The sequence below is a fragment of the Rathayibacter sp. SD072 genome (assembly GCF_017355185.1).
GTDB lineage: Bacteria > Actinomycetota > Actinomycetes > Actinomycetales > Microbacteriaceae > Rathayibacter.
Map to the genome: position 1 here is coordinate 59,233 of NZ_JADILJ010000014.1, position 19,037 is coordinate 78,269.

The window sequence follows — 19,037 nt, forward strand, 5'->3', positions numbered from 1 at the left end:
GGGGACCGATGACTGCCATACAAGCACTGCCATGGCAGTGTGTCAACGACGATTACACTCGAGGGATGGCGACACGGAGCGAGCCCGCGACGAGGACCGCCTCGGCGCGCGATCGGACGGTCGACGCCCTGCGCAAGCGCATCATCTCGCTCGATCTCAAGCCCGGCTCCCCGCTCTCGGAGAACGAGCTCTCCGCCGAGCTCGGCATCTCCCGCACCCCGGTCCGCGAGAGCCTGATCCTGCTGCGCGAGGAGGGCCTCGTGCAGATCTTCCCGCAGCGCGGCAGCTTCGTCTCGCGCGTCGACCCGGAACGGGTCGCCGAGGCCCAGTTCATCCGCGAGGCGATCGAGTGCGCTTCGCTGATGCAGGTCGGCGCCGGGAGCGAGGTCGATCAGGCGGGGCTCGCCGTGCTGCGCGACATCCTCGACGAGCAGCGCGAGGCCGACTCCGAGGAGGACGTCGAGCGCTTCTTCCGCCTCGACGAGGACTTCCATCGCGGCCTCCTCGACCTCTCGGGGCACGGCAGCGCCTGGAACGCGGTCAACTCCGCGAAGGCGCACCTGGATCGCGCCCGCCGGCTCAGCCTCGTCGACGCCCGGCCGATCCACGCCCTCATCGATCAGCACGCCGCTGTGGTCGACGCGATCAGCCGGGGCGACGGCGACGGCGCCGTGTCGGCGCTCCGCTCCCATCTGCGCGCGGTCTTCGACGACGTCGAGCGCATCCGGGCCGGCTCGCCGGAGCTGTTCTCGGACGGCAGCGAGATCCGCGTGGTCCGGCGCACCGTGTCCGAGCTCGCCTGAGGCCGAGGCCTCGCGGTCGTCCTCGTCAGCGGCTCGGCGGAGCACCCGCCCCGCCGCCGCCGGGCGCCGCCCCCGCGGTCGGCGTCGTCGTCGTGTCGACCCGCGCCGTGAGCGCGACCGAGTAGCCCGACTCGACGCCCCCGGTCGTCGTGCCGAGCTGCAGCGCGCCTCCGTCGTCGCCGAAGACGTTGTCGTCCTCGAGGGAGACCTGCGCGAGGTTCGCCGTCGATCCCGCGTACGTGTCGAGCGCGTAGACCGCGGTGCAGGCGTCCGCGGGGAGGGCGACCTGCGAGGTCGCGATCGCGTTCGCCGAGTCGGTGATCGAGGCGACGTCGGGGTAGACCTCGAAGTGGATGTGGGGCCAGCGACCGGAGTAGCAGGCCGGGAAGACCGAGGTGAACGTGACGGAGCCGCTCGCGTCGGCGACCTGCACCCCGCGGAGGTACGTCTCGTCCTCGACCCCGGAGGAGTACATCGAGTAGTTCCCGTCGGCGTCGCAGTGCCAGACGTAGACCGCCGCGCCCGCGAACGGCGCGTCGCCGTTCGCCGAGTCGAGGATCGTGAGGGTCAGCGTCATCGGAACGCCCGCGGCGGTCGCTCCGCCGTCGATGCTCGAGCGGATGTCGCTGCGCACGACTCCGGCGTTCTCGAGGACGTCGGCTCCGTTCGAGCCGTCGCCGGGGTACGGGCCGGCCGTCTCGTCGGGGATCTCGCCGGTCGCCGTCGTGGTGCCGCCTCCGGTCGCGGCCGAGGAGGTGCCGGTGCTTCCGCCCTCCGCGGAGCTGCCCGCGCCCGTGGTGCACGCCGCGAGCCCCATCGTGGCCGCGCCGACGCCGATCAGCGCCAGCACCCTCCGTCGGCCGACGAGCGTGCCGACGTCGAAGAGCAGCCCCTGATCGACGACCTCCTCGCCGGGTCGGTCGAGGCGCCGCCCCTGGTAGGCGGGGCCCTCGGGGGTGAGGTCGGGCTCGGGGATGCGGGTCATGGGGTCCTCCTCGGACGTCGTCTGCAGGACCGACACTGGCCGCCGCGGCTCTGAGGCTCCGATGAGGCGTCGGTGACCCGCCGATGACCCTCCGAGGAGCACGAGCCCGCGCCCGCCTCGCGCAGGCCGCACCCGCTAGCGGACATGTCCGCCGCCGGACACCGTCCCGGAGCTACCGTTCCGGCATGTCCGAACCGCGCCCAGTCTCCCGCCGCACCGTGACCGCAGCCGCCTGGTCGGTCCCCGTCGTCGTCACCGCCGTCGGGAGTCCGCTCGCGGCGGCCAGCGGCGAGACGCCGACGCTCAGCGCGAGGGTCGGCGCACCGTCCGTCTACCCGCCGGGCGGGACCTTCCAGGAGGTCTACTTCCGGAACGAGAGCGGCTCCGCGATCGACCCGAACACCCTGACACTGTTCATCCCGACGGCCGGTCAGGGCTGGACCTGGCAGGGGTTCGGAGGGGGACCGTCGTGGGACTACGCGCCGGGAGGGTTCACGTCGACGTCCTTCACCTTCCGCTACTCGGCCGGCCTCGCCCCCGACCAGGAGACGGAGCTCTTCTACTTCCTCGCGAGCAACAGGACTCCCGGGGTGGAACCCGCCCCGACAGCCGTGCTCACCGCGACGGCTCCGGGCTTCACGCCCTGCGTGGTCGTGACCCCGATCCCGTACTAGGGGCGGGGGCCGGTAGTCCGGGGCCTCGCCCGGGCGCGACGGCTCAGAGATCCGCGCGTCCCAGGATCGCGAGGATCACCGCGGTCTTCGCGTCGGCGTACGCGTTCATGTCGTCCCAGCGGCTCCGCATCAGCTCGCGCTTGACGCCCTCGTAGAGCGCCCGATCGACAGGGTCCGAGCGGAGGCGGTCCCGCAGCAGGAGGTACGCGTCGACCGCCGCGGCGCCCCGCTGGTACACGTGCACGTGCACGTCGCGGGCCGGGGTCCGCACGAGGCGGTGACCCGGCTCGCGCACCCGCAGCTCGTAGCCGGCGGCCAGGAGGGCGTCGAGGTGGTCCTCCTCGGCGGTGATGTCGTCGACGACCACCACGAGGTCGATGATCGGCTTCGCCGCGAGCCCGGGGACCGCCGTCGATCCGATGTGCTCGACCCGCGCGTCCGGCAGCACGTCGAGGATGCGCCGGCGGTGCTCCTCGAAGACCTCGGGCCAGCGCTCGTCGTACTCGTGCAGCGCGAACTCGAGCGGCTCGACTCCGCCGATCAGCTCGACCGCGGTGGCGTCGGGGCGGCGGGGAGTCGTCACGGTCCCATCCTGGTGCCGCTCGGCCCGTCGGGGGAGGCGCAGCACCGGGGAGCCGCCGTAGGGTCGCGACATGACCACTCCGCCGACCGCGACCGGCGCCGACCGCGCCGGCTCGGTGCTGTCGGTGCTCGGAGTCGTCGGCGCCGCCGTCTTCGGGATCCTCGGGGCGGTGGGAGCCCTGCTGTCGCTGCTCGCCTTCGCGGCCTGCACGGCGACGTACCGGGGCTTCCTCCTCCGCCTCAACGATCCCCCGATCGACTGCCTCGCCCGTCCCGAGTACGCGTTCGTCTGGTGGTTCCTGCTCGTGGGAGCCGGGGCGGCCGGCTCCTTCCTCGCCCTCGTCCTCGGTGCACGGCCGCGGTGGGACGGGCGGTCCTCCCGCGCCCTCGCGCAGGGAGCGGCGGCCTTCCTCGTGCTGGGGGCGATCACCGTCGTCGGCGCGATCGCGGGCCTCCCGCTCCGCTGAGACGCGGACGGGCCGGAGGGATCGCTCCCTCCGGCCCGCAGGAGCTACGCCGTCTCCTCGTGCACGTGCTGCTCGACCTTGTTCGCGCGCGCATTCGGCACGGTGTGGGTCATGACGAGGCCCTCGACGTCCCGCGACCCGTTGCGGCCGAGGTTCGCGAGGCGGGCGAGCTCGTCCTCGGAGAGGGTCTGCGACTGCAGCGGAGGCAGATCCTTCACTTCGTCGAGGGCGATGCCCAGGCCCTCGCCCACGCGGCGGCCGAGGTCGTCCTCCACCAGGTAGAAGTGCCAGAGCATGCGCTCCTGCACGGGGCGGGCGGCCTGCGAGATCAGGTCGACGAAGTTCGCGACCAGGTCGTCGCGCTCCCACTCCTCCATCAGCAGGTAGCGCTGGCCGGCCTGGCTGTAGTCGTTCGTGCGAGGGATGCGCTTGCGCGTGAGGCGGCCGGTGATCTCGGGGCCCTGGTCGTCGTGCGTCGGGTACTGCGCCTCGCGCAGCCCGCCGGTGATCGAGGGCTCGTAGTTCACGTGCGGGTTCTCGCCGCCGTGGTCCTGGTGGAACGCCATCTGCCCGTCGCGCTGGTTGGTCGCGACGTGCACGTTCTTCGGCGCGTTCACCGGCAGCTGCAGGTAGTTCGGGCCCACGCGGTAGCGCTGCGTGTCGGAGTAGGAGAACGTGCGCCCGACCAGCATCTTGTCGTCCGAGAAGTCGAGGCCGTCGACCAGCACGCCGGTGCCGAACGAGAGCTGCTCGTTCTCGGCGAAGTGGTTGGTGACGTTGCGGTTCAGCACCATCCTCCCGACGGTCTTCGGCGGGAACTCGTTCTCGGGCCACACCTTGGTGTCGTCGAGCGGATCGAAGTCGAGCTCGGGGTGGTCGTGGTCGTCCATCAGCTGCACGCGCAGCTCCCACTCGGGGTGCTCGCCGCGCTCGATGGCCTCGTAGAGGTCCTTCGACGCGTGGCCGAGGTCGCCGCCCTGCACGACCGCGGCGTCGGCCTCGGTCATGCTGCTGACGCCCACGGAGGGGATCCAGTGGTACTTGACCAGCTTCGTGTCGCCCGCGGCGTTCACCCACTTGTAGGTGTTCACTCCGAAGCCCTGCTGGTGGCGGTAGTCGGCCGGGATGCCGCGGGGGCTGAACAGGTTGACCAGCATGTGCATCGACTCCGGCGTCTGCGACATGAAGTCGAAGATGCGCGCGGGCTCCTGCCGGAACGTGACCGGGTCGGGCTTGAGCGAGTGGATCACGTCGGGGAACTTGATCGCGTCGCGGATGAAGAAGACGCCGAGGTTGTTGCCCACGAGGTCCCAGTTGCCGTCCTCGGTGTAGAACTTCACGGCGAATCCGCGGGGGTCGCGCGCGGCCTCCGAGGAGTCGCGGCCGCCGATCACGGTCGAGAAGCGGATCGCGACGTCGGTGCGCTTCCCCTCCTCCTGGAACAGCTTCGCGCGGGTGTACCGCGAGATCGGCTCGTCGCCCCAGGTGCCGGTCGCCTCGAAGTAGCCGAAGGCGACGGCGCCGCGGGCGTGCACCACCCGCTCGGGGATCCGCTCGCGGTCGAAGTGGCTGATCTTCTCGAGGAACTGGTAGTTCTCGAGCGTGGCCGGGCCGCGGGCTCCGACCGTGCGCTGGTTCTGGTTGTCGTAGACGAGGTGGCCCTGACGGTTGGTCAGGACCTTGCGGTCATCGCCCTCGGCGGGCGGCTGGGAGGAGACGTCGGTCATGGATCAGGTGTCCTTTCCAGGTGGCGGTCCCCTCCATCCGATCAGAGACGTCCGACGGTCGCGCCGGGTTGACGGGGCACGGGGAGGCGATCCACACGGCGCTCGCATCATCAGCCGAGGAGGGGGCCTGTCGGCTGCCAGCGGTCAGCGGTCAGCGGTCAGCGGTCAGTCTCTGCTCCTGGCTGAGGTTCTGCAGCGCCGCCTCGTCACCACCGGGCTCCGATCCGACGCGCGGCTCACCGGTCCGAGCTGACGTGCACCGTCTCGCCCTCGAGGACGAAGCGGAGCCCGCTCCCGTCGCCGAACGCGTCGCGCAGCTCCGAGGGCAGCGAGGGCGAGACCGTGAGCTGCGCCGTGGCGGGGAAGGACCGCGCACTGCAGCCGCTGTACACGATCCCGGACGCGTCGCTTTCGGCAGGGACGACGTACAGGCACGAGCCGCCGTCCTCGCCGCTGGGCCGCTTCACCATCCGGAGACCGTGGAAGACCTCGGACGCGAGGGTGTCCTCGGAGCCGCCCCAGCCGGGGAGGTCCTCGGCGGGCGCCAGGCGGAGAGTCGCCACCTCGCGGTCGTCGGGAGCGGCGGCCCAGGTCGTCACTCCGGCTCCGAGGAGCGCCGCGGCGACGAGGGACGCCGCCCGGAGGAGGGGGATGCGGCGGCGGACGGGGCGCTGGGGTTCGCCGTCGAGGAGTGCGGCCGGGGGGTCGCCGTCGGGGCCTGGGCCCTGCGGATCGCGCGGGGGCTCCGCGGGTTCGCGCGTGCCGACGGGCTCGGGAGGAGCCGCGGCGGCTGCTCCACCCTCGAGTGCCCGCAGCCGCTCCCACTCCTCAGGACCCAGGTCGGGGAGGCGCGCGGAGGCCCGGCGCTGCAGCGCGCGGAGCTCGTCGTGCGGCGCCTCGTCCATCCCCCGAAGTGTGCCACCGCGTCAGCGGCGGACGGCCTCCGACACCGCCTCGACGGCACGGTCGACCGCGGCGCGCCGTGCGCTGTCGTCCTCCTGCTCGGACTCGTGGACGAAGACCGTCACGCCGCGTACGGCCCCGCAGTAGTCGACGATCCCGTGCTCGATCTGCGTCCGCAGGGCCTGCTCGTAGCCGTGGCGGTCGTAGACGCCGGCGTCGTCCCCGGCGATCGGCACGAGGTGCACGGTGAGAGCGCCGAGGCGGCGGCGCATCCCTCCGGCCGGGTCGATCGAGAAGGCCCAGCCGTTGACGAAGACGCGGTCGATCCAGCCCTTCAGCAGGGCCGGCATCGACCACCAGTACACGGGGAAGACGAGCACGAGGTGCTCGGCGCCGTCGAGCCGCCGCTGCTCGCGGGCGACGTCCTCGGAGAAGTCTCCGGCCACCCGGTAGGAGTGCCGATCCGCGGCGGAGAACCGCGGATCGAAGCCCTCGGCGGCCAGGTCGGCGACCTCGACGGAGCCGACCGCCGCGGCGATCCTCCGCGCGATCGTCGAGGTGAGCGATTCCGGATCGGGGTGAGCGGTGACGATGAGCGTGTTCACCCGGCCCATCCAACCGGGTCCCTCCTGGGACCGTCCCGGGTCAGGCGGGCTCGGGGTAGTTCAGGAAGTCGAGGTCCGGCATGTCCGTCATCTCGTCGCTCCAGGAGGGGCGCGACGGCTGCATCCGCTGCGTCTCGGCCTCGATGTGGGAGAGGACGGCCTCGTCGACCGGCTCCTCGCCGTGGCTGTTCTCGACCGGGGTCGACCAGAGCTGGCTGGCGGGTCCGATGAGGAGGTGGGCGTAGGCGCTGCTCCCGCCCTCGGTGATGACCGGCACGGTGACGACGTCCGACTTGCCGACATCGGCGAGGGCGCGCGCGTAGCGGAGGACGGCCTTGCACGTGACGTCGGCGACCAGCATGTGCCCGCTGGCGTAGTACAGCTTTCTCATGTTCTCCACCCTGCGACGCTCGAGCCTCGCGTGCCAGGGGATTGTCCATCGGCGCGGGTCTGCTCTACGCACCGCGTCGCCGTTGAGGACGCGTCCCTCGATCCGTCACACGTCTGCCGTGCTCCACAGGCAGCAGTCAACCCCCTCACAGGGAGGCGGTCGTCGTTCCTACCGTCGGTGAGGAGGGGCGTCACCCCGGGCGCTCCGCTTCCCCACCCCCGTGAAGGACTCCCCATGACGAACAACTCCGCACACACCACCCCCGCCCGCCGTGTCGCGACCGAGACGAAGGGCGCGCTGAAGACCACCGAGTTCTACGTCTTCCTCGTGATCTCGATCGCGATCCTGGTCGCGGCCGCCGTCACGGACAACGGCGAGGACGGCCAGGGCTTCACCGCCGATCACGCCTGGATGTACGTCTCGTTCGTGACCGTCGGCTACCTGGTCAGCCGCGGCCTCGCCAAGTCGGGCTCGCACAACCACGAGCGCGACGACCGCTGAGCGCACCCCGGCGTCCAGCGGTGGAGCCGTCCGTCCCCCCGGGCGGGCGGCTCCGTCGTCGGCCGGGGTGCTGGGGGCCGCCGTCAGGAGGCGGCGGCCTCGGAGGTGCGGGCGTGCGCGAGGATCTCGCGCGCGACCTCGCCCGGTGCGGTGTGCACGACCACGTGCCGGTGCCCGGGAACCGTGCGGAGCGTTCCTCCGCCCGCCGCCGCGATCAGCCGCGAGCACCACTCCTCCGTGGCGATCGGGTCGTTCGACCCCCGCACGACGAGCAGCGGAGCGGCGAGCCCGACGATCCGCTCGTGGGTCGGGTAGGCGAGCATCGCCGCCACCTCGGTGAAGTACCAGCGCGGCCCCGTGCGGATGTAGTCGGTGAGGACCACCGCGTTCGTGGTCAGCGGCTCGAGCGCGCTGTCCCGAGCCAGCACGAGCGTCTGCCGCAGCGCCGTGGGGTGGGCGGAGTCGGTGACGGGGCCCACGAGGACGACGTGGCTGACGAGGTCCGCCCGTTGCAGGGCGAGCTCGAGGGCGAACTGCGCGCCCATCGAGTGGCCCACGGCGACGCACGAGGCGACCCCGAGCAGGTCGAGGACCTGCCCGATCAGCCCGGCGTACTCCTCCACCGGCACGGATCGGCGCGGCTTGGGCGTCGCTCCGAAACCGGGGAGGTCGAGGGCCACGACCCGGGCGTCCGGCGCCAGGTGGGCGGCCAGTCGGCGGTAGGGGCGGTGCGACAGCCCGACGCCGTGCAGGAGGAGGACGACCGGCCCGTCGCCGCCTCCGTCGTGGACGTCGACCACGAGCCCGTCGGGACCGAGCACGAGACGGGACCGCTCGAGGCGGACGGGGGGAGTGGAGGAGGGCACGGCTCATGCTCGCACCGATCCGCGCGCCCGTACGATCGAGGGGTGCCCGAGGAGCCCCGCCTGATCGAGACCACGGCCGCCGATCCCGTGGCGCTGACGCTGTTCGCCCTGCAGGAGGCCGAGATCATGCGGCGGTACGGCGGCGACGATCCCGGCCCGCGTCCCGGGCCTGCGACGCCGACGCTCCTCCTCCTGGTCGACGGCGAGGTCGTCGGCTGCGTGGCGCTCGCCGCCGAGGACGAGGTCGGCGAGATCAAGCGGATGTTCGTGACCGAGCCGGCGCGCGGACGCGGCTTCAGCCGACTCCTGCTCGCCGCGGTCGAGGACCTCGCCGTCCGGCACGGGGTCGTGCTGCTCCGCCTGGTCACGGGCACGCAGCAGCCGGAGGCCGTGGCCCTGTACGAGAGCTCGGGCTACGAGCCGATCCCCGGCTTCGGCTACTGGGGCGACGAGCCCGAGAGTCTCTGCTTCGCGAAGACTCTGGGCTGACGGCTCCGGCCCCACCGCGACCTGCTCGCAACCGAGGTCGAACGGGGCCGACGGCGCCCTCCGAGGCCGTGAGGGCCCTCCTGACCTCGGTTGCGTGCACGCTCACCCGCAGAACGGAAGCCGAGCGCCCCGATCCGACCGTGATCGGCTCGATCCGGGCAGCCGGCCTCGTCTCTGCAGGCGGTGGGGCGGCCGGCCGGGGCCGCCACCGGGCCTCGAGAACGCGCCTCGGGGACGCGCTCGCGGCGAACGGGAGGGCTCGTCCGACGCGCCCGGCGGAGGGCACGAGTAGTCTGAGGGCGGACGCCGGTGCGCGCTACGCCCGCCCCGCAGTCTCCTCCTCCGCCGTCGCGGAGGTCCCCGACCTCCTGTGCAGACGCACTCGCGGTCGGAGCGACGCCCTTCCGCAGAGCCGGAGCGGCGGTCGCAGCAGCACCGGATCGACCCGGTGCGCCCCCATGCCACGCACGTCCCGGCTCGACGCCGGCCCCTCCTACCGGAAAGCACCCATGCGAAACGCCCGCACCGCCAAGCCCGCCCGCCACCACCTCGAACTGGCGGCTCCGAAGCCGCTCGAGAAGGGCGGTCTGCGCATCACCCCTCTGGGAGGTCTGGGCGAGATCGGCCGCAACATGACCGTCTTCGAGCACAAGGGCAAGCTGCTCATCGTCGACTGCGGCGTCCTCTTCCCCGAGGAGAACCAGCCCGGCATCGACGTGATCCTCCCCGACTTCGCCGCGATCCGCTCGCGCCTGAAGGACATCGAGGCGATCGTGCTCACGCACGGCCACGAGGACCACATCGGCGGTGTGCCGTACCTGCTCAAGGAGCGGGGCGACATCCCGATCATCGCCTCGACCTTCACGCTCGCGCTGATCTCGGCGAAGCTGCAGGAGCACCGCATCACTCCGCGCACCCGCCCGGTCAAGGAGGGCGACCGCGTCGACGCGGGCGTCTTCGACCTCGAGTTCCTCGCCGTGAACCACTCGATCCCGGACGGCCTCGCCGTCGCGATCCGCACCGAGGCGGGCCTCGTGCTGCACACGGGCGACTTCAAGATGGACCAGTTCCCGCTCGACGGCCGCACCACCGACCTCCCCGGCTTCGCGCGCCTGGGCGACGAGGGCGTCGACCTCTTCCTCGTCGACTCCACCAACGCCGACGTCCCCGGCTTCGCGATCTCGGAGGGCGACCTCGCCCCCGCGATCGACCAGGTGTTCCGCACCGCCCCGCGCCGCATCGTCGTGTCGAGCTTCGCGAGCCACGTGCACCGCATCCAGCAGGTCCTCGACGCCGCGCACCGCCACGGCCGCAAGGTCGCGTTCGTCGGCCGCTCGATGGTCCGCAACATGGGCATCGCCGCCGACCTCGGCTACCTCAAGATCCCGGCGGGCCTCGTCGTCGACATGAAGGTGCTCGAGAAGCTCCCCGCGACCGAGATCGTCATGATCTGCACCGGGTCGCAGGGCGAGCCGATGGCCGCGCTCTCGCGCATGGCCAACAAGGACCACATCATCGACATCGGACCGGGCGACACCGTGCTGCTGGCCAGCTCGCTGATCCCCGGCAACGAGAACGCGATCTACCGCATCATCAACGCCTTCACCCGCTGGGGCGCGACCGTCGTGCACAAGGGCAACGCCAAGGTGCACGTCTCGGGGCACGCGAGCGCCGGCGAGCTCGCCTACTGCTACAACATCCTCCGCCCGACGCACGTGCTGCCCGTGCACGGCGAGTGGCGCCACCTCACCGCGAACGCCGCGATCGCGACGCGCACCGGCATCGACGAGAAGAACGTCTTCGTCATCGAGGACGGCGTCTCGATCGACCTCGTCAAGGGCCGTGCCCGCATGAGCGGCCGGATCGACGCCGACCACATCCTGGTCGACGGCACCACGATGGGTGTCGCCACCGAGGACGCCATGATCGACCGCCGCGTGCTGGCGGAGGAGGGCGCCATCACGGTGCTCGCCATCGCCGATCTCGACCGCGGCCTGCTCGGCGAGCCCGTCGAGTTCTTCACCCGCGGCTTCGTGGAGGAGCCCGGCTGGCAGGACAACGCCAGCAAGGCCATCGACGACGCCGTGCTCCAGGCCGCCGGCAAGCCGACCGATCGCGAGGCGCTCGAGAAGCTGATCACCCGCACGCTCGGCCGCTGGCTGACCCGTCGTCACCGCCGCAACCCGGTCATCACCACCATCGTCGTCGAGGAGTAGCCCCGAACCGTCCGAGCGCCCGTCCCCTGCAGAAGAGGGCGGGCGCTCAGTCGTGCTCGGTAGCATCGGAGGGATGTCCTCCCCGTCGCGCGCCCGTGCTCGAGCGGCGGCCGCGTTCCCGAACCGGCTGCTGCTGACCAAGCGCGCCTCCGGGACGAACGGGTGGCTGAGCTCGTGGGGCACCAACGCGCACGGCGAGATCGCCGGCTGCCCGCCGCCGCGCGCCTAGACCGCGCCCGCCCCTCCTCGGAGACAGCGGTCGCGTTCCCGCGCCCGCCACCTCTCCGATCGGACGATCCCATGGCTCACCACGACCTGCCCGCCGACCAGGCACCGCACTCCATCTGGCGGGGGCTGCGCCAGACCCTCCAGAAGGACACCGTCGGAGGGGCGTTCCTCCTCACTGCGACGCTGCTCGCGCTGATCATCGCGAACAGCCCCGCGTCCTCGCTCTACGAGGCGGTGCGCGACTTCCGCTTCGGTCCGGAGGCGCTGCACCTGAACCTCAGCGTCGGCTCGTGGGCGGCCGACGGCCTGCTCGCGATCTTCTTCTTCGTCGTCGGCCTCGAGCTCAAGGAGGAGTTCCTCGCGGGGTCGCTGCGGAACCCGCGGACCGCGCTCGTGCCGATCGTGGCCGCGGTCGGCGGAGTCGTCACTCCGGCCCTGATCTTCGTCGCCGTGAACCTGCAGCGCGGGGGAGCGGCGCTCGACGGCTGGGCGATCCCCGCCGCCACCGACATCGCCTTCGCTGTGGCCGTGATCGCGGTCGTCGGCCGGTTCCTCCCGCCGGCGCTGCGCACGTTCCTCCTGACGCTCGCGGTCGTGGACGACCTCATCGCGATCACGATCATCGCCGTCTTCTACACGGCCGGCATCGACGCGCTGATGCTCGGTCTCGCGCTCATCCCGCTCGCGGTCTTCGCCGTCTGCGTGCAGCGCGGCGTGCGCGCGTGGTGGGTGCTGATCCCGCTGGGGGTCGCGACGTGGGCGCTGGTGCACGCCTCCGGGGTGCACGCGACGGTCGCCGGCGTGCTGCTGGGCTTCACGGTGCCGGTCGCCGCGACCGCTCGGGCGCGGGTGCAGGTGGGGACCGATGCGAGGGGTCGGCCGATCTACGACGGGCTCGCCGCGCACTTCGCCGACCGCTGGAGCGTGCTGTCGACCGCGTTCGCCGTGCCCGTCTTCGCCTTCTTCTCGGCCGGAGTGACGGTCGGCGGTCTCGCGGGGCTGGCGGAGTCGTTCCAGGACACGATCGCGCTGGGCATCATCGCGGGCCTCGTGCTCGGCAAGCCGATCGGCATCGTCGGCAGCACCTTCCTGCTCACCCGGTTCCGCGGGATCTCGCTCGACCCGTCGCTCCGATGGATCGACATGCTCGGCATGGCGTTCGTCGCGGGCATCGGATTCACGGTGTCGCTGCTCGTGGGCGAGCTCTCGTTCGGCGCCGGCAGCGAGTCCGACGACCACGTGAAGGTGGGCGTGCTGGCCGGCTCGCTCCTCGCGGCGGTGATCGGAGGCGCGATCCTCGCGGTGCGGAACCGCCGCTACCGCGCGGTGCCGGGGCCGTCGGTCGCGACCGACGCCTGAGTCGCCGCCCCTGCACTCCGGAGGAGTCGCTGTTCGATCTGCAGGGGATCCTGCGCGGAAGGCGTGTTCCTCCGCTCGACGGGGCTCGCGCGGGGGTGGATCCCCTGCAGATGGTGCGGACCCCTGCAGATGGTGCGGAGTCCTGCAGATGGTGCGGACCCCTGAAAACAGGACTCCGGTCGCGAGTGTCCCGCATCCGGGGTGGCCAACCGTGAACCGTCTCATTTAGAGTGTTCACGTTCACATTCCGTGCGAAGACGCGCGAATCCGCGGAGCCCTGCGGTTCGGTCGTCGACGCCGCACCGATCACGAGGGCTTCTGCATGACACGATCACGATCGGCGGTGAGGATCGCGCTGGCGATCGGCACCGTCGCCGCCACGGCGCTGCTCGGCGCCACGGTTCCGAGCTCCGCTTTCGGAGCGACGGAGACTCCGCTGCTGCACTACACGTTCGACACGGCCCCCGCCGGGACCACCATCGCCGATGCGAGCGGCAACGGCCACGACGCGACGCTGCGTCGCACCGGAGCGGAGGTCCGCAACGGCGCGATCAGCTTCCCCGGTGGATCCGCAGCCGCCGCGCCGTACCTCGAGATCCCCACCGCGCCGCTCGTCGGCAAGAAAGACCTCACCTTCTCCACCTGGCTCTCGCCCCGCTCCGGAGCGGCGAACACGGCCGCCGCGTTCGTCGGCGCCCCTGTCGCGAGCGGCGCGTCGTTCTCCTCCGGCTACTGGCTGCTGAACCCCACGAACACCGCGGGTTACGTGAAGTCCGTCGTCACGAACTCGGTCAACGCCGGCGCCCCCTGGGGCACCGAGGTGGGCCCTGGAGCGACGAACGCCGCGACCTCGGGAGCGCGGACTCCCGCGGGCCTGTCGCTGTACACGACCGTCATCGACGGGACGAACGGCACACTCAAGGTCTATGTCAACGGCACTCAGATCGGCACGACCACGACGATCGCGCGCAACGTCTCCTCGTTCGGCTCCTCCCTCGTCGCCTACCTGGCCCGCTCGACCTACGCGGACGCGGGCTGGAACGGCGACATCGACGACTTCGCCGTCTACGGCAGCGCCCTCAGCGGTGAGTCCGTGAGCGCGCTCTACTCGTCCGAGGCGCTCGACCGCGCCGTCGCCTCGGTGTCGATCCCGACCGAGGCCACCGCGAGCTTCCCGCTGCCGACGACGGCGAGCGGAGTCGCCATCGCCTGGCGCTCGAGCAGCCCCGCGATCGCGGTGAACGGAGCGACGGCCACGGTCGTCCGCCCCGCAGCGGGCTCGCCCGACGCGGCCGCGGTCCTCACCGCGACCTACTCCGTCGGCGGCGCCACGCGCTCGGTCGACTACCCGGTGACGGTGAAGGCCGAGCTCGCCGACTCCGCCAAGGTGCAGGGCGACCTCGACGCGCTCGCGATCCCGAACGTCGGCGACATCCGCACGAACGTGTCGGTGCCCTCGACAGGCGCGCTCGGCTCGAGCATCGCGTGGTCCGTCGTCAGCCCGACCGGCGCCTCGATCCGCGAGGGCAGCGCCGCGGGCACGAAGACCATCGACGTCGACCGCCCGGCCGCGGGCGGCACCGCGATCGACGTGGTGGTCCGGGCGACGGCGACGAGCGGATCGGTGACCCGGGCGCGCGAGTTCACCCTCCGCGTCCAGCCGCTCCCCGTCGGGACCGAGGACACCGAGGCCTACGTCTGGGCGTTCTTCACCGGAGAGGGCGACGGCGCCGAGCAGGTCAGCCTCGCCGCCTCGAAGGGCGACGACGCGCTCTCGTGGAACACGCTGAACGGCGGCAAGCCCGTCTTCTCGTCCGACCAGGGCACGAAGGGCCTGCGCGACCCGTTCATCATCCGCTCGAACGAGGGCGACAAGTTCTTCATGCTCGCGACCGACCTCAAGATCGCCGGTCTCGCCGGCGGCTTCGACACGTCGCAGAAGTCGGGCTCGAAGCACATCGAGGTGTGGGAGTCGACCGACCTCGTGAACTGGTCCGCGCAGCGCCACGTGAAGGTGTCGTCCGACTTCGTCGGCAACACCTGGGCGCCCGAGGCGTACTGGGACGACGCGCTCGACACCTACGTGGTGTTCTGGGCCTCGAACATCTACCCGACCACGAACACCGCCGACCGCACCTCCGTCACGTACAACCGGATGATGTACGCGACCACCGACGACTTCGTCACCTTCTCGGAGGCGAAGCCGTGGATCGACGTGCAGCGCGGCGCGGGTCGCGGCACGATCGACTCGACCATCGCCGAGGAGGACGGCGTCTACTACCGCTTCACCAAGGACGAGGCGTCGATGACGCTGCGCCAGGAGAAGAGCACCGACCTGCTGGCCACCGTCTCGGGCGCGCTGCCCGGGCCGACCGGCCCCGCGGACGAGTGGACGCTGATCAAGGAGCGCGTCGCGTCGGGCCTGCCCAACGGCTCGGGCGGCACCTTCACCAGCGGTGAGGGCCCGAACGTCTTCCCCGCCAACGAGGGCGACGTGAACGGCCTGGACTGGTTCCTCTTCATCGACCAGCCCGACTACCACCAGGGACCGAACCACTACGTGCCGTTCGGCACCGACGAGCTCGCGGACGGCGACTCGTGGCAGCCGCTCGGCTCGAAGCTGGCGGCGAACCTGCCGCAGAACGCCGACGGAGGCAAGCCCCGCCACGGCACGGTGATCCCGGTCACCCGCGCCGAGTACCAGAAGGTGCTCGAGGGCTTCGCACCCGGCATCGCCGTCGCCTCGGTCGCTCCGCTGACCGCGACGACCGCGCCCGGCACCGCGCCCGTGCTGCCGCGCGCCGTGATCACCACGGCCGCCGGCACCACGAGCACGGTCGACGTCGCGTGGGACGCGGTCGCGCCCGCCTCCTACGCCTCGGCCGGGACCTTCACGGTCTCGGGAGTGGCGCAGGACGCGTCGCGCCTGCCGGTGCAGGCCACCGTCACCGTGCAGTCGTCGCTGAAGGTGTCGGCCACGGCCTCGACCCGCTGCCTCGCGGGCAAGGTCGTGCTGACGGTCGTCGCCCGCAACGGCGACACCGTGCCGATGGACGTCTCGATCCGCACCTCGGAGGGCGTCAAGACGTTCGCCGGAGTGAAGCCCGGAGCGAGCGCGTCGGCCGCCTACACGGTGCGCTCGACGCAGCTCGCCGCGGGCGAGGCGACGGTCACCGCGACGGCGACGGTCGGCGGCTCGGCCGTCACCGCGACGACGACGGCGCCGTACGCGGCGCGCAGCTGCGGCTGATCGGAGGGCGCTGACCACTGACGGAAGCCCGTCGCACTCCGGTGCGGCGGGCTTCCGCCGTTGTCGGGGGCGGGTCGCCGTGTCCATCCGTCCCGAGCGGTTGTCTCTCGCGATCGACTCGGAGGGGGAACGGCTGTCCTGCTGAGTCGATCCGGCGCGATCGGTCCCCCCGACCACTCCCGGGCGACCGTCTGCGACGGGTCGACGCCCGCCGTTCCCCCTCCCGTCGAAGGGTGCCGCTACCGTGCGGTCATGACCGCCGCCCCGGACGTGCGCAGCACCACCTCGCCCCGCTGGGCGCTGATCGCGGCGGCCGCGCTCCTCGCGTCGAGCGCGCTGCAGCTGCAAGCGGCGACGCAGCGCTGGGTGACGGCGAGCGGAACGCGGGCGCCGACGGACCGGTCGATCGAGGATCATCTTTTCGACTACTCGATGCCCGCCGAGCCGTGGGAGGCGGTCGGGACGGCCGCGCAGGTCTTCGGAGTCGGCACGCTGCTCCTCGCTGCCGGCGTCCTCGCGCTGATGCGGGCGCTGTCGCCCCGGGTCCTCGCTCCGGCGGCGGTCGCGGTGGCCGCGGTCTTCGCGCTCAACGGAGTGCACGCCCTCGTCTCGGGACTGCTCGGGACGCCGACTCCGCTCGGGGCGACGTGGCTCCAGCTCGTGCTCGGCATCGTCCCGGTCGTCGGGCTCGCCGCCCTGGCCGTCGCGGTGCTCCGCCGCGCCCCGTCGCTGGCGGTCGCGTACGTCCTCCTGCTCGGGAGCAGCATGCCGGGGCAGCTCCTCGCGATCTTCTCGATCGCCCCGATGATCATGGGCTACGCGTCGCACGACACCACGCCGTGGAGCGAGGCCGTCATCGCGGTCACGACGGGAGCGGCGGGGGTGGCGGTACTGATCACGGCGGCGGTGTCGGCACTCCGGAGCCGGAGGGCCTGAGCCGCGCGAAGTGATTCCGCACCCGTCGTCGATCCGGCGTGAACGGTCGCTCCGCCGCGTCGATCCGGCGCGAACGGCCGCCGCGATCGCTGCGCGACGACGGTCCGTGACGGATCGGGCGTCACCGGACGGTGCCGGAGCTGCGTCGCGGCGTCGATCCGTCGGGAACGGTCGAGTCGACCCCTCGATCCGTCGAGAACGGCTGCCGGGACCGCGCTTACGCGACCGTCCGTGACGGGTCGTGAGGCGCCGGGCCTGCGGCGCCGTCACCGCGAGAGTCGGGACGCGACTCTCAGCCGCCCGCGATCGGCTCGGAGCGCCCGCCCGTCACCTCGTCGACGATGCGGCGGAACGCGTCGATCGCCTGCTCGGTGCCGATCCGACCGGCGTCGACGCTGTCGGCGATGCGCAGGACCTCGAGTTTGAGGCCCGCACGCGTCGCCGTGTCGAGTCCGGCCGCGCCGATCGCTGCGGACGCCCGCACGCGCGCGACGATCGCTCCGACCTGCCATCTTCTGCTGCTGTTCACCATCTGATCCCCCTTCGCTGATCCTGAAGCTCTTCGGAGCGGCTGGTAACCCCCGATTGGGGGGTCATTCGGAGGGGCGTGGATCAGAGGTGCAGGATGCTCCAGTCGATGATGACGGCTGCCGCCGTGTACAGCGCCGCGACGGCTCCCACGGCCTTCCCTGCGCGGTCGAGATCACTGCGCGGAGTCGGGCGGACATCGGCGACGACCCGCAGCATCGCTCCGAGGAGCGCGATCACCGTGATCGCCAGCAGCCAGACCTTGAGCGCCAGGTGCGCGTCGACGTCCAGGAGCGTCAGCGTCAGCACCGGGACCAGCACCAGCACGATCGAGAGCAGCACGAGGAGCACGCCGCGGTGCGAGAGCTCGGTCGGGCCGAACGAGCCGGCGCGGAGCCAGGCGCGCAGGCGGGTGCGCCGACGCGCATCCGAGGGTGCTCGATCGCGCGGCGCGTCGGCGCCGGGCACCGAGACGGCTCCCTCGTGCTCCGTCACGGCTCCTTCGGTCGTCGTCACAGGACGCAGGAGGAGCGGTCGGCGCAGGCGCGCGGGATCGGGCGAGGGGCGAGGTGGTGCCGCACGGCGTCCTCCAGAGATCGTCTCGGCCGTCCACGGCCGTTCTTCCGCGCTGTCGCGGGCCCCTCAGTCTCGTGAGACAGGGTCGGACCCGACAAGCTCCGCTTCCGGACACGTCCGCAAGAGGACACCCGGGCAGGGGTCCGCCGCCGCATCAGAGACGGATGATGCTCCAGTCGACGGCCACGGACAGCACGGTGAAGACGGCCGCGACGGCTCCGACGGCCTTGCCGGCCCGGTCGAGGTCGCTGCGGGGCAGCGGGCGGGCGTCGGCCACGACGCGCAGCAGCGCTCCGACGAGTGCGGTGACCGTGATCGTGACCACGGTCACCTTCAGGGCCAGGTGCGCATCGGCGTGCACGAGCGTCAGGATCGCGATCGGCACCAGGATCAGGAGGATCGACAGCAGCACCAGGAGGCCGCCCCGCCGAGAGAGCTCGGTCGGTCCGATCGAGCCGCCGCGGAGCCACGTCCGCAGGCGCGCACGCCGGTCGGCGCTCGGAAGGGAGTGGGATTGCACGGGTCCTCCGGGATGAGTGCCGCGCGGGCTGCGGGCCCTTCAGTCTCGAGAGGGGTGGAGGGGCGCGCAAGGCCCGCTAGCGGACACGTCCGCAACAGGACACGGTGCGCACGTGAGGCGCCACTCCGTAGAGGACGGTCGCGCACCGTGGGCCGTTCCCGGCGACCCGTCGCGGGCAGAGCGCCGTGGCCCGCCCGCGGACTGCCTGGGAGGCCTTGGCAAGCCCTCCCTCCCTGAGGGAGCCCTCAGATACGGTCGGAGGACCGGGTTGCGGAGCCCTTCCCCCGAGTGCTCCCGCCACCCGGCCGGACGTCATCGGACGAGTGCGGGAGATCGGCTCCGCGCGCGTCGCTCCGATCGCCGCGTCCCGGTACCGCGGCAGTCCGCGGGCGGGCCACGGCGCTCTGCCCGCGACGGGTCGCCGGGAACGG

General features: G+C 72.1%; 20 protein-coding genes. 10 read left to right on the forward strand and 10 right to left on the reverse strand.

Annotated elements, in window-relative coordinates:
* Positions 1 to 65 precede the first annotated feature (65 nt).
* A complete protein-coding gene (locus IOC53_RS07860; protein ID WP_207404294.1) occupies positions 66 to 803 on the forward strand; it encodes a GntR family transcriptional regulator in 738 nt (245 codons plus the stop codon).
* A gap of 25 nt (positions 804 to 828) precedes the next feature.
* Here the strand turns inward: IOC53_RS07860 and IOC53_RS07865 are convergent, their stop codons facing one another.
* Positions 829 to 1,788, reverse strand: coding sequence for an intradiol ring-cleavage dioxygenase (locus IOC53_RS07865; protein ID WP_207404298.1), 960 nt, complete (start codon positions 1,786 to 1,788; stop codon positions 829 to 831).
* Between the two features lie 185 nt (positions 1,789 to 1,973).
* Between IOC53_RS07865 and IOC53_RS07870 the strand changes: the two genes are divergently transcribed.
* The gene (locus tag IOC53_RS07870) at positions 1,974 to 2,462 is read left to right on the forward strand and encodes a hypothetical protein (RefSeq protein WP_207404302.1); all 489 of its coding nucleotides are present in this window, start codon (positions 1,974 to 1,976) and stop codon (positions 2,460 to 2,462) included.
* 43 nt (positions 2,463 to 2,505) lie between these two features.
* Here the strand turns inward: IOC53_RS07870 and IOC53_RS07875 are convergent, their stop codons facing one another.
* Positions 2,506 to 3,045 (reverse strand): GrpB family protein, encoded by a 540-nt coding sequence (locus IOC53_RS07875; RefSeq protein ID WP_307786107.1) that lies wholly within the window; start codon positions 3,043 to 3,045, stop codon positions 2,506 to 2,508.
* Between the two features lie 70 nt (positions 3,046 to 3,115).
* Between IOC53_RS07875 and IOC53_RS07880 the strand changes: the two genes are divergently transcribed.
* Entirely contained in the window at positions 3,116 to 3,511 is a 396-nt protein-coding gene (locus IOC53_RS07880) for a hypothetical protein (protein ID WP_207404308.1), read from the forward strand.
* Between the two features lie 44 nt (positions 3,512 to 3,555).
* On the opposite strand, the gene IOC53_RS07885 is transcribed toward IOC53_RS07880, so the two are convergent.
* The 4 genes from IOC53_RS07885 to IOC53_RS07900 all read right to left on the reverse strand — a co-directional run bounded on the left by IOC53_RS07885 (position 3,556) and on the right by IOC53_RS07900 (position 7,137).
* Positions 3,556 to 5,238, reverse strand: coding sequence for a catalase (locus tag IOC53_RS07885; RefSeq protein ID WP_207404312.1), 1,683 nt, complete (start codon positions 5,236 to 5,238; stop codon positions 3,556 to 3,558).
* A gap of 236 nt (positions 5,239 to 5,474) precedes the next feature.
* Positions 5,475 to 6,143: a hypothetical protein gene (locus tag IOC53_RS07890; protein WP_207404315.1), complete on the reverse strand. Its 669-nt coding sequence runs from the start codon at positions 6,141 to 6,143 to the stop codon at positions 5,475 to 5,477.
* Between the two features lie 21 nt (positions 6,144 to 6,164).
* Entirely contained in the window at positions 6,165 to 6,746 is a 582-nt protein-coding gene (locus tag IOC53_RS07895; protein ID WP_207404318.1) for an NAD(P)H-dependent oxidoreductase, read from the reverse strand.
* A 40-nt stretch (positions 6,747 to 6,786) separates the two neighbouring features.
* On the reverse strand, positions 6,787 to 7,137 hold the full coding sequence (locus IOC53_RS07900) for a hypothetical protein (protein ID WP_207404322.1): 351 nt from the start codon (positions 7,135 to 7,137) through the stop codon (positions 6,787 to 6,789).
* Positions 7,138 to 7,371: 234 nt separating this feature from the next.
* Here IOC53_RS07900 and IOC53_RS07905 point away from each other — a divergent pair, with 234 nt between their 5' ends.
* Positions 7,372 to 7,638, forward strand: coding sequence for a hypothetical protein (locus tag IOC53_RS07905; protein ID WP_207404326.1), 267 nt, complete (start codon positions 7,372 to 7,374; stop codon positions 7,636 to 7,638).
* A gap of 83 nt (positions 7,639 to 7,721) precedes the next feature.
* Here the strand turns inward: IOC53_RS07905 and IOC53_RS07910 are convergent, their stop codons facing one another.
* Entirely contained in the window at positions 7,722 to 8,504 is a 783-nt protein-coding gene (locus IOC53_RS07910) for an alpha/beta fold hydrolase (RefSeq protein WP_207404337.1), read from the reverse strand.
* A 42-nt stretch (positions 8,505 to 8,546) separates the two neighbouring features.
* On the opposite strand from IOC53_RS07910, the gene IOC53_RS07915 reads away from it, so the two are divergent.
* The 6 genes from IOC53_RS07915 to IOC53_RS07940 all read left to right on the forward strand — a co-directional run bounded on the left by IOC53_RS07915 (position 8,547) and on the right by IOC53_RS07940 (position 16,982).
* On the forward strand, positions 8,547 to 8,993 hold the full coding sequence (locus IOC53_RS07915; protein ID WP_307786108.1) for a GNAT family N-acetyltransferase: 447 nt from the start codon (positions 8,547 to 8,549) through the stop codon (positions 8,991 to 8,993).
* A gap of 509 nt (positions 8,994 to 9,502) precedes the next feature.
* On the forward strand, positions 9,503 to 11,209 hold the full coding sequence (locus tag IOC53_RS07920; protein ID WP_207404340.1) for a ribonuclease J: 1,707 nt from the start codon (positions 9,503 to 9,505) through the stop codon (positions 11,207 to 11,209).
* 73 nt (positions 11,210 to 11,282) lie between these two features.
* Complete coding sequence (locus IOC53_RS07925) at positions 11,283 to 11,438, forward strand: hypothetical protein (RefSeq protein ID WP_170116319.1); 156 nt, start codon at positions 11,283 to 11,285, stop codon at positions 11,436 to 11,438.
* A gap of 71 nt (positions 11,439 to 11,509) precedes the next feature.
* A complete protein-coding gene (gene nhaA / locus IOC53_RS07930) occupies positions 11,510 to 12,796 on the forward strand; it encodes a Na+/H+ antiporter NhaA (protein WP_207404344.1) in 1,287 nt (428 codons plus the stop codon).
* 322 nt (positions 12,797 to 13,118) lie between these two features.
* On the forward strand, positions 13,119 to 16,046 hold the full coding sequence (locus IOC53_RS07935) for an immunoglobulin-like domain-containing protein (RefSeq protein ID WP_207404347.1): 2,928 nt from the start codon (positions 13,119 to 13,121) through the stop codon (positions 16,044 to 16,046).
* A gap of 252 nt (positions 16,047 to 16,298) precedes the next feature.
* On the forward strand, positions 16,299 to 16,982 hold the full coding sequence (locus tag IOC53_RS07940) for a hypothetical protein (RefSeq protein WP_207404350.1): 684 nt from the start codon (positions 16,299 to 16,301) through the stop codon (positions 16,980 to 16,982).
* 292 nt (positions 16,983 to 17,274) lie between these two features.
* Here the strand turns inward: IOC53_RS07940 and IOC53_RS07945 are convergent, their stop codons facing one another.
* The 3 genes from IOC53_RS07945 to IOC53_RS07955 form a co-directional block, all read right to left on the reverse strand.
* Positions 17,275 to 17,514, reverse strand: a complete 240-nt coding sequence (locus IOC53_RS07945) for a hypothetical protein (RefSeq protein WP_207404353.1) — start codon at positions 17,512 to 17,514, stop codon at positions 17,275 to 17,277.
* Between the two features lie 80 nt (positions 17,515 to 17,594).
* Positions 17,595 to 18,005 carry a hypothetical protein gene (locus IOC53_RS07950; protein ID WP_207404357.1) on the reverse strand — a complete coding sequence of 137 codons (411 nt, stop codon included), beginning with the start codon at positions 18,003 to 18,005 and terminating at the stop codon, positions 17,595 to 17,597.
* A gap of 235 nt (positions 18,006 to 18,240) precedes the next feature.
* On the reverse strand, positions 18,241 to 18,606 hold the full coding sequence (locus IOC53_RS07955; protein ID WP_207404360.1) for a hypothetical protein: 366 nt from the start codon (positions 18,604 to 18,606) through the stop codon (positions 18,241 to 18,243).
* Between the last annotated feature and the right edge of the window lie 431 nt (positions 18,607 to 19,037).

What these genes read in the sequence shown, in the direction of transcription:
- IOC53_RS07945 (WP_207404353.1), bottom strand. Translation starts at nt 17,514, where the DNA reads ATGGTGAACAGCAGCAGAAGATGGCAGGTCGGAGCGATCGTCGCGCGC.
- IOC53_RS07870 (WP_207404302.1), top strand. Translation starts at nt 1,974, where the DNA reads ATGTCCGAACCGCGCCCAGTCTCCCGCCGCACCGTGACCGCAGCCGCC.
- IOC53_RS07865 (WP_207404298.1), bottom strand. Translation starts at nt 1,788, where the DNA reads ATGACCCGCATCCCCGAGCCCGACCTCACCCCCGAGGGCCCCGCCTAC.
- IOC53_RS07885 (WP_207404312.1), bottom strand. Translation starts at nt 5,238, where the DNA reads ATGACCGACGTCTCCTCCCAGCCGCCCGCCGAGGGCGATGACCGCAAG.
- IOC53_RS07860 (WP_207404294.1), top strand. Translation starts at nt 66, where the DNA reads ATGGCGACACGGAGCGAGCCCGCGACGAGGACCGCCTCGGCGCGCGAT.
- IOC53_RS07900 (WP_207404322.1), bottom strand. Translation starts at nt 7,137, where the DNA reads ATGAGAAAGCTGTACTACGCCAGCGGGCACATGCTGGTCGCCGACGTC.
- IOC53_RS07920 (WP_207404340.1), top strand. Translation starts at nt 9,503, where the DNA reads ATGCGAAACGCCCGCACCGCCAAGCCCGCCCGCCACCACCTCGAACTG.
- nhaA (WP_207404344.1), top strand. Translation starts at nt 11,510, where the DNA reads ATGGCTCACCACGACCTGCCCGCCGACCAGGCACCGCACTCCATCTGG.
- IOC53_RS07880 (WP_207404308.1), top strand. Translation starts at nt 3,116, where the DNA reads ATGACCACTCCGCCGACCGCGACCGGCGCCGACCGCGCCGGCTCGGTG.
- IOC53_RS07890 (WP_207404315.1), bottom strand. Translation starts at nt 6,143, where the DNA reads ATGGACGAGGCGCCGCACGACGAGCTCCGCGCGCTGCAGCGCCGGGCC.
- IOC53_RS07905 (WP_207404326.1), top strand. Translation starts at nt 7,372, where the DNA reads ATGACGAACAACTCCGCACACACCACCCCCGCCCGCCGTGTCGCGACC.
- IOC53_RS07935 (WP_207404347.1), top strand. Translation starts at nt 13,119, where the DNA reads ATGACACGATCACGATCGGCGGTGAGGATCGCGCTGGCGATCGGCACC.
- IOC53_RS07925 (WP_170116319.1), top strand. Translation starts at nt 11,283, where the DNA reads ATGTCCTCCCCGTCGCGCGCCCGTGCTCGAGCGGCGGCCGCGTTCCCG.
- IOC53_RS07940 (WP_207404350.1), top strand. Translation starts at nt 16,299, where the DNA reads ATGACCGCCGCCCCGGACGTGCGCAGCACCACCTCGCCCCGCTGGGCG.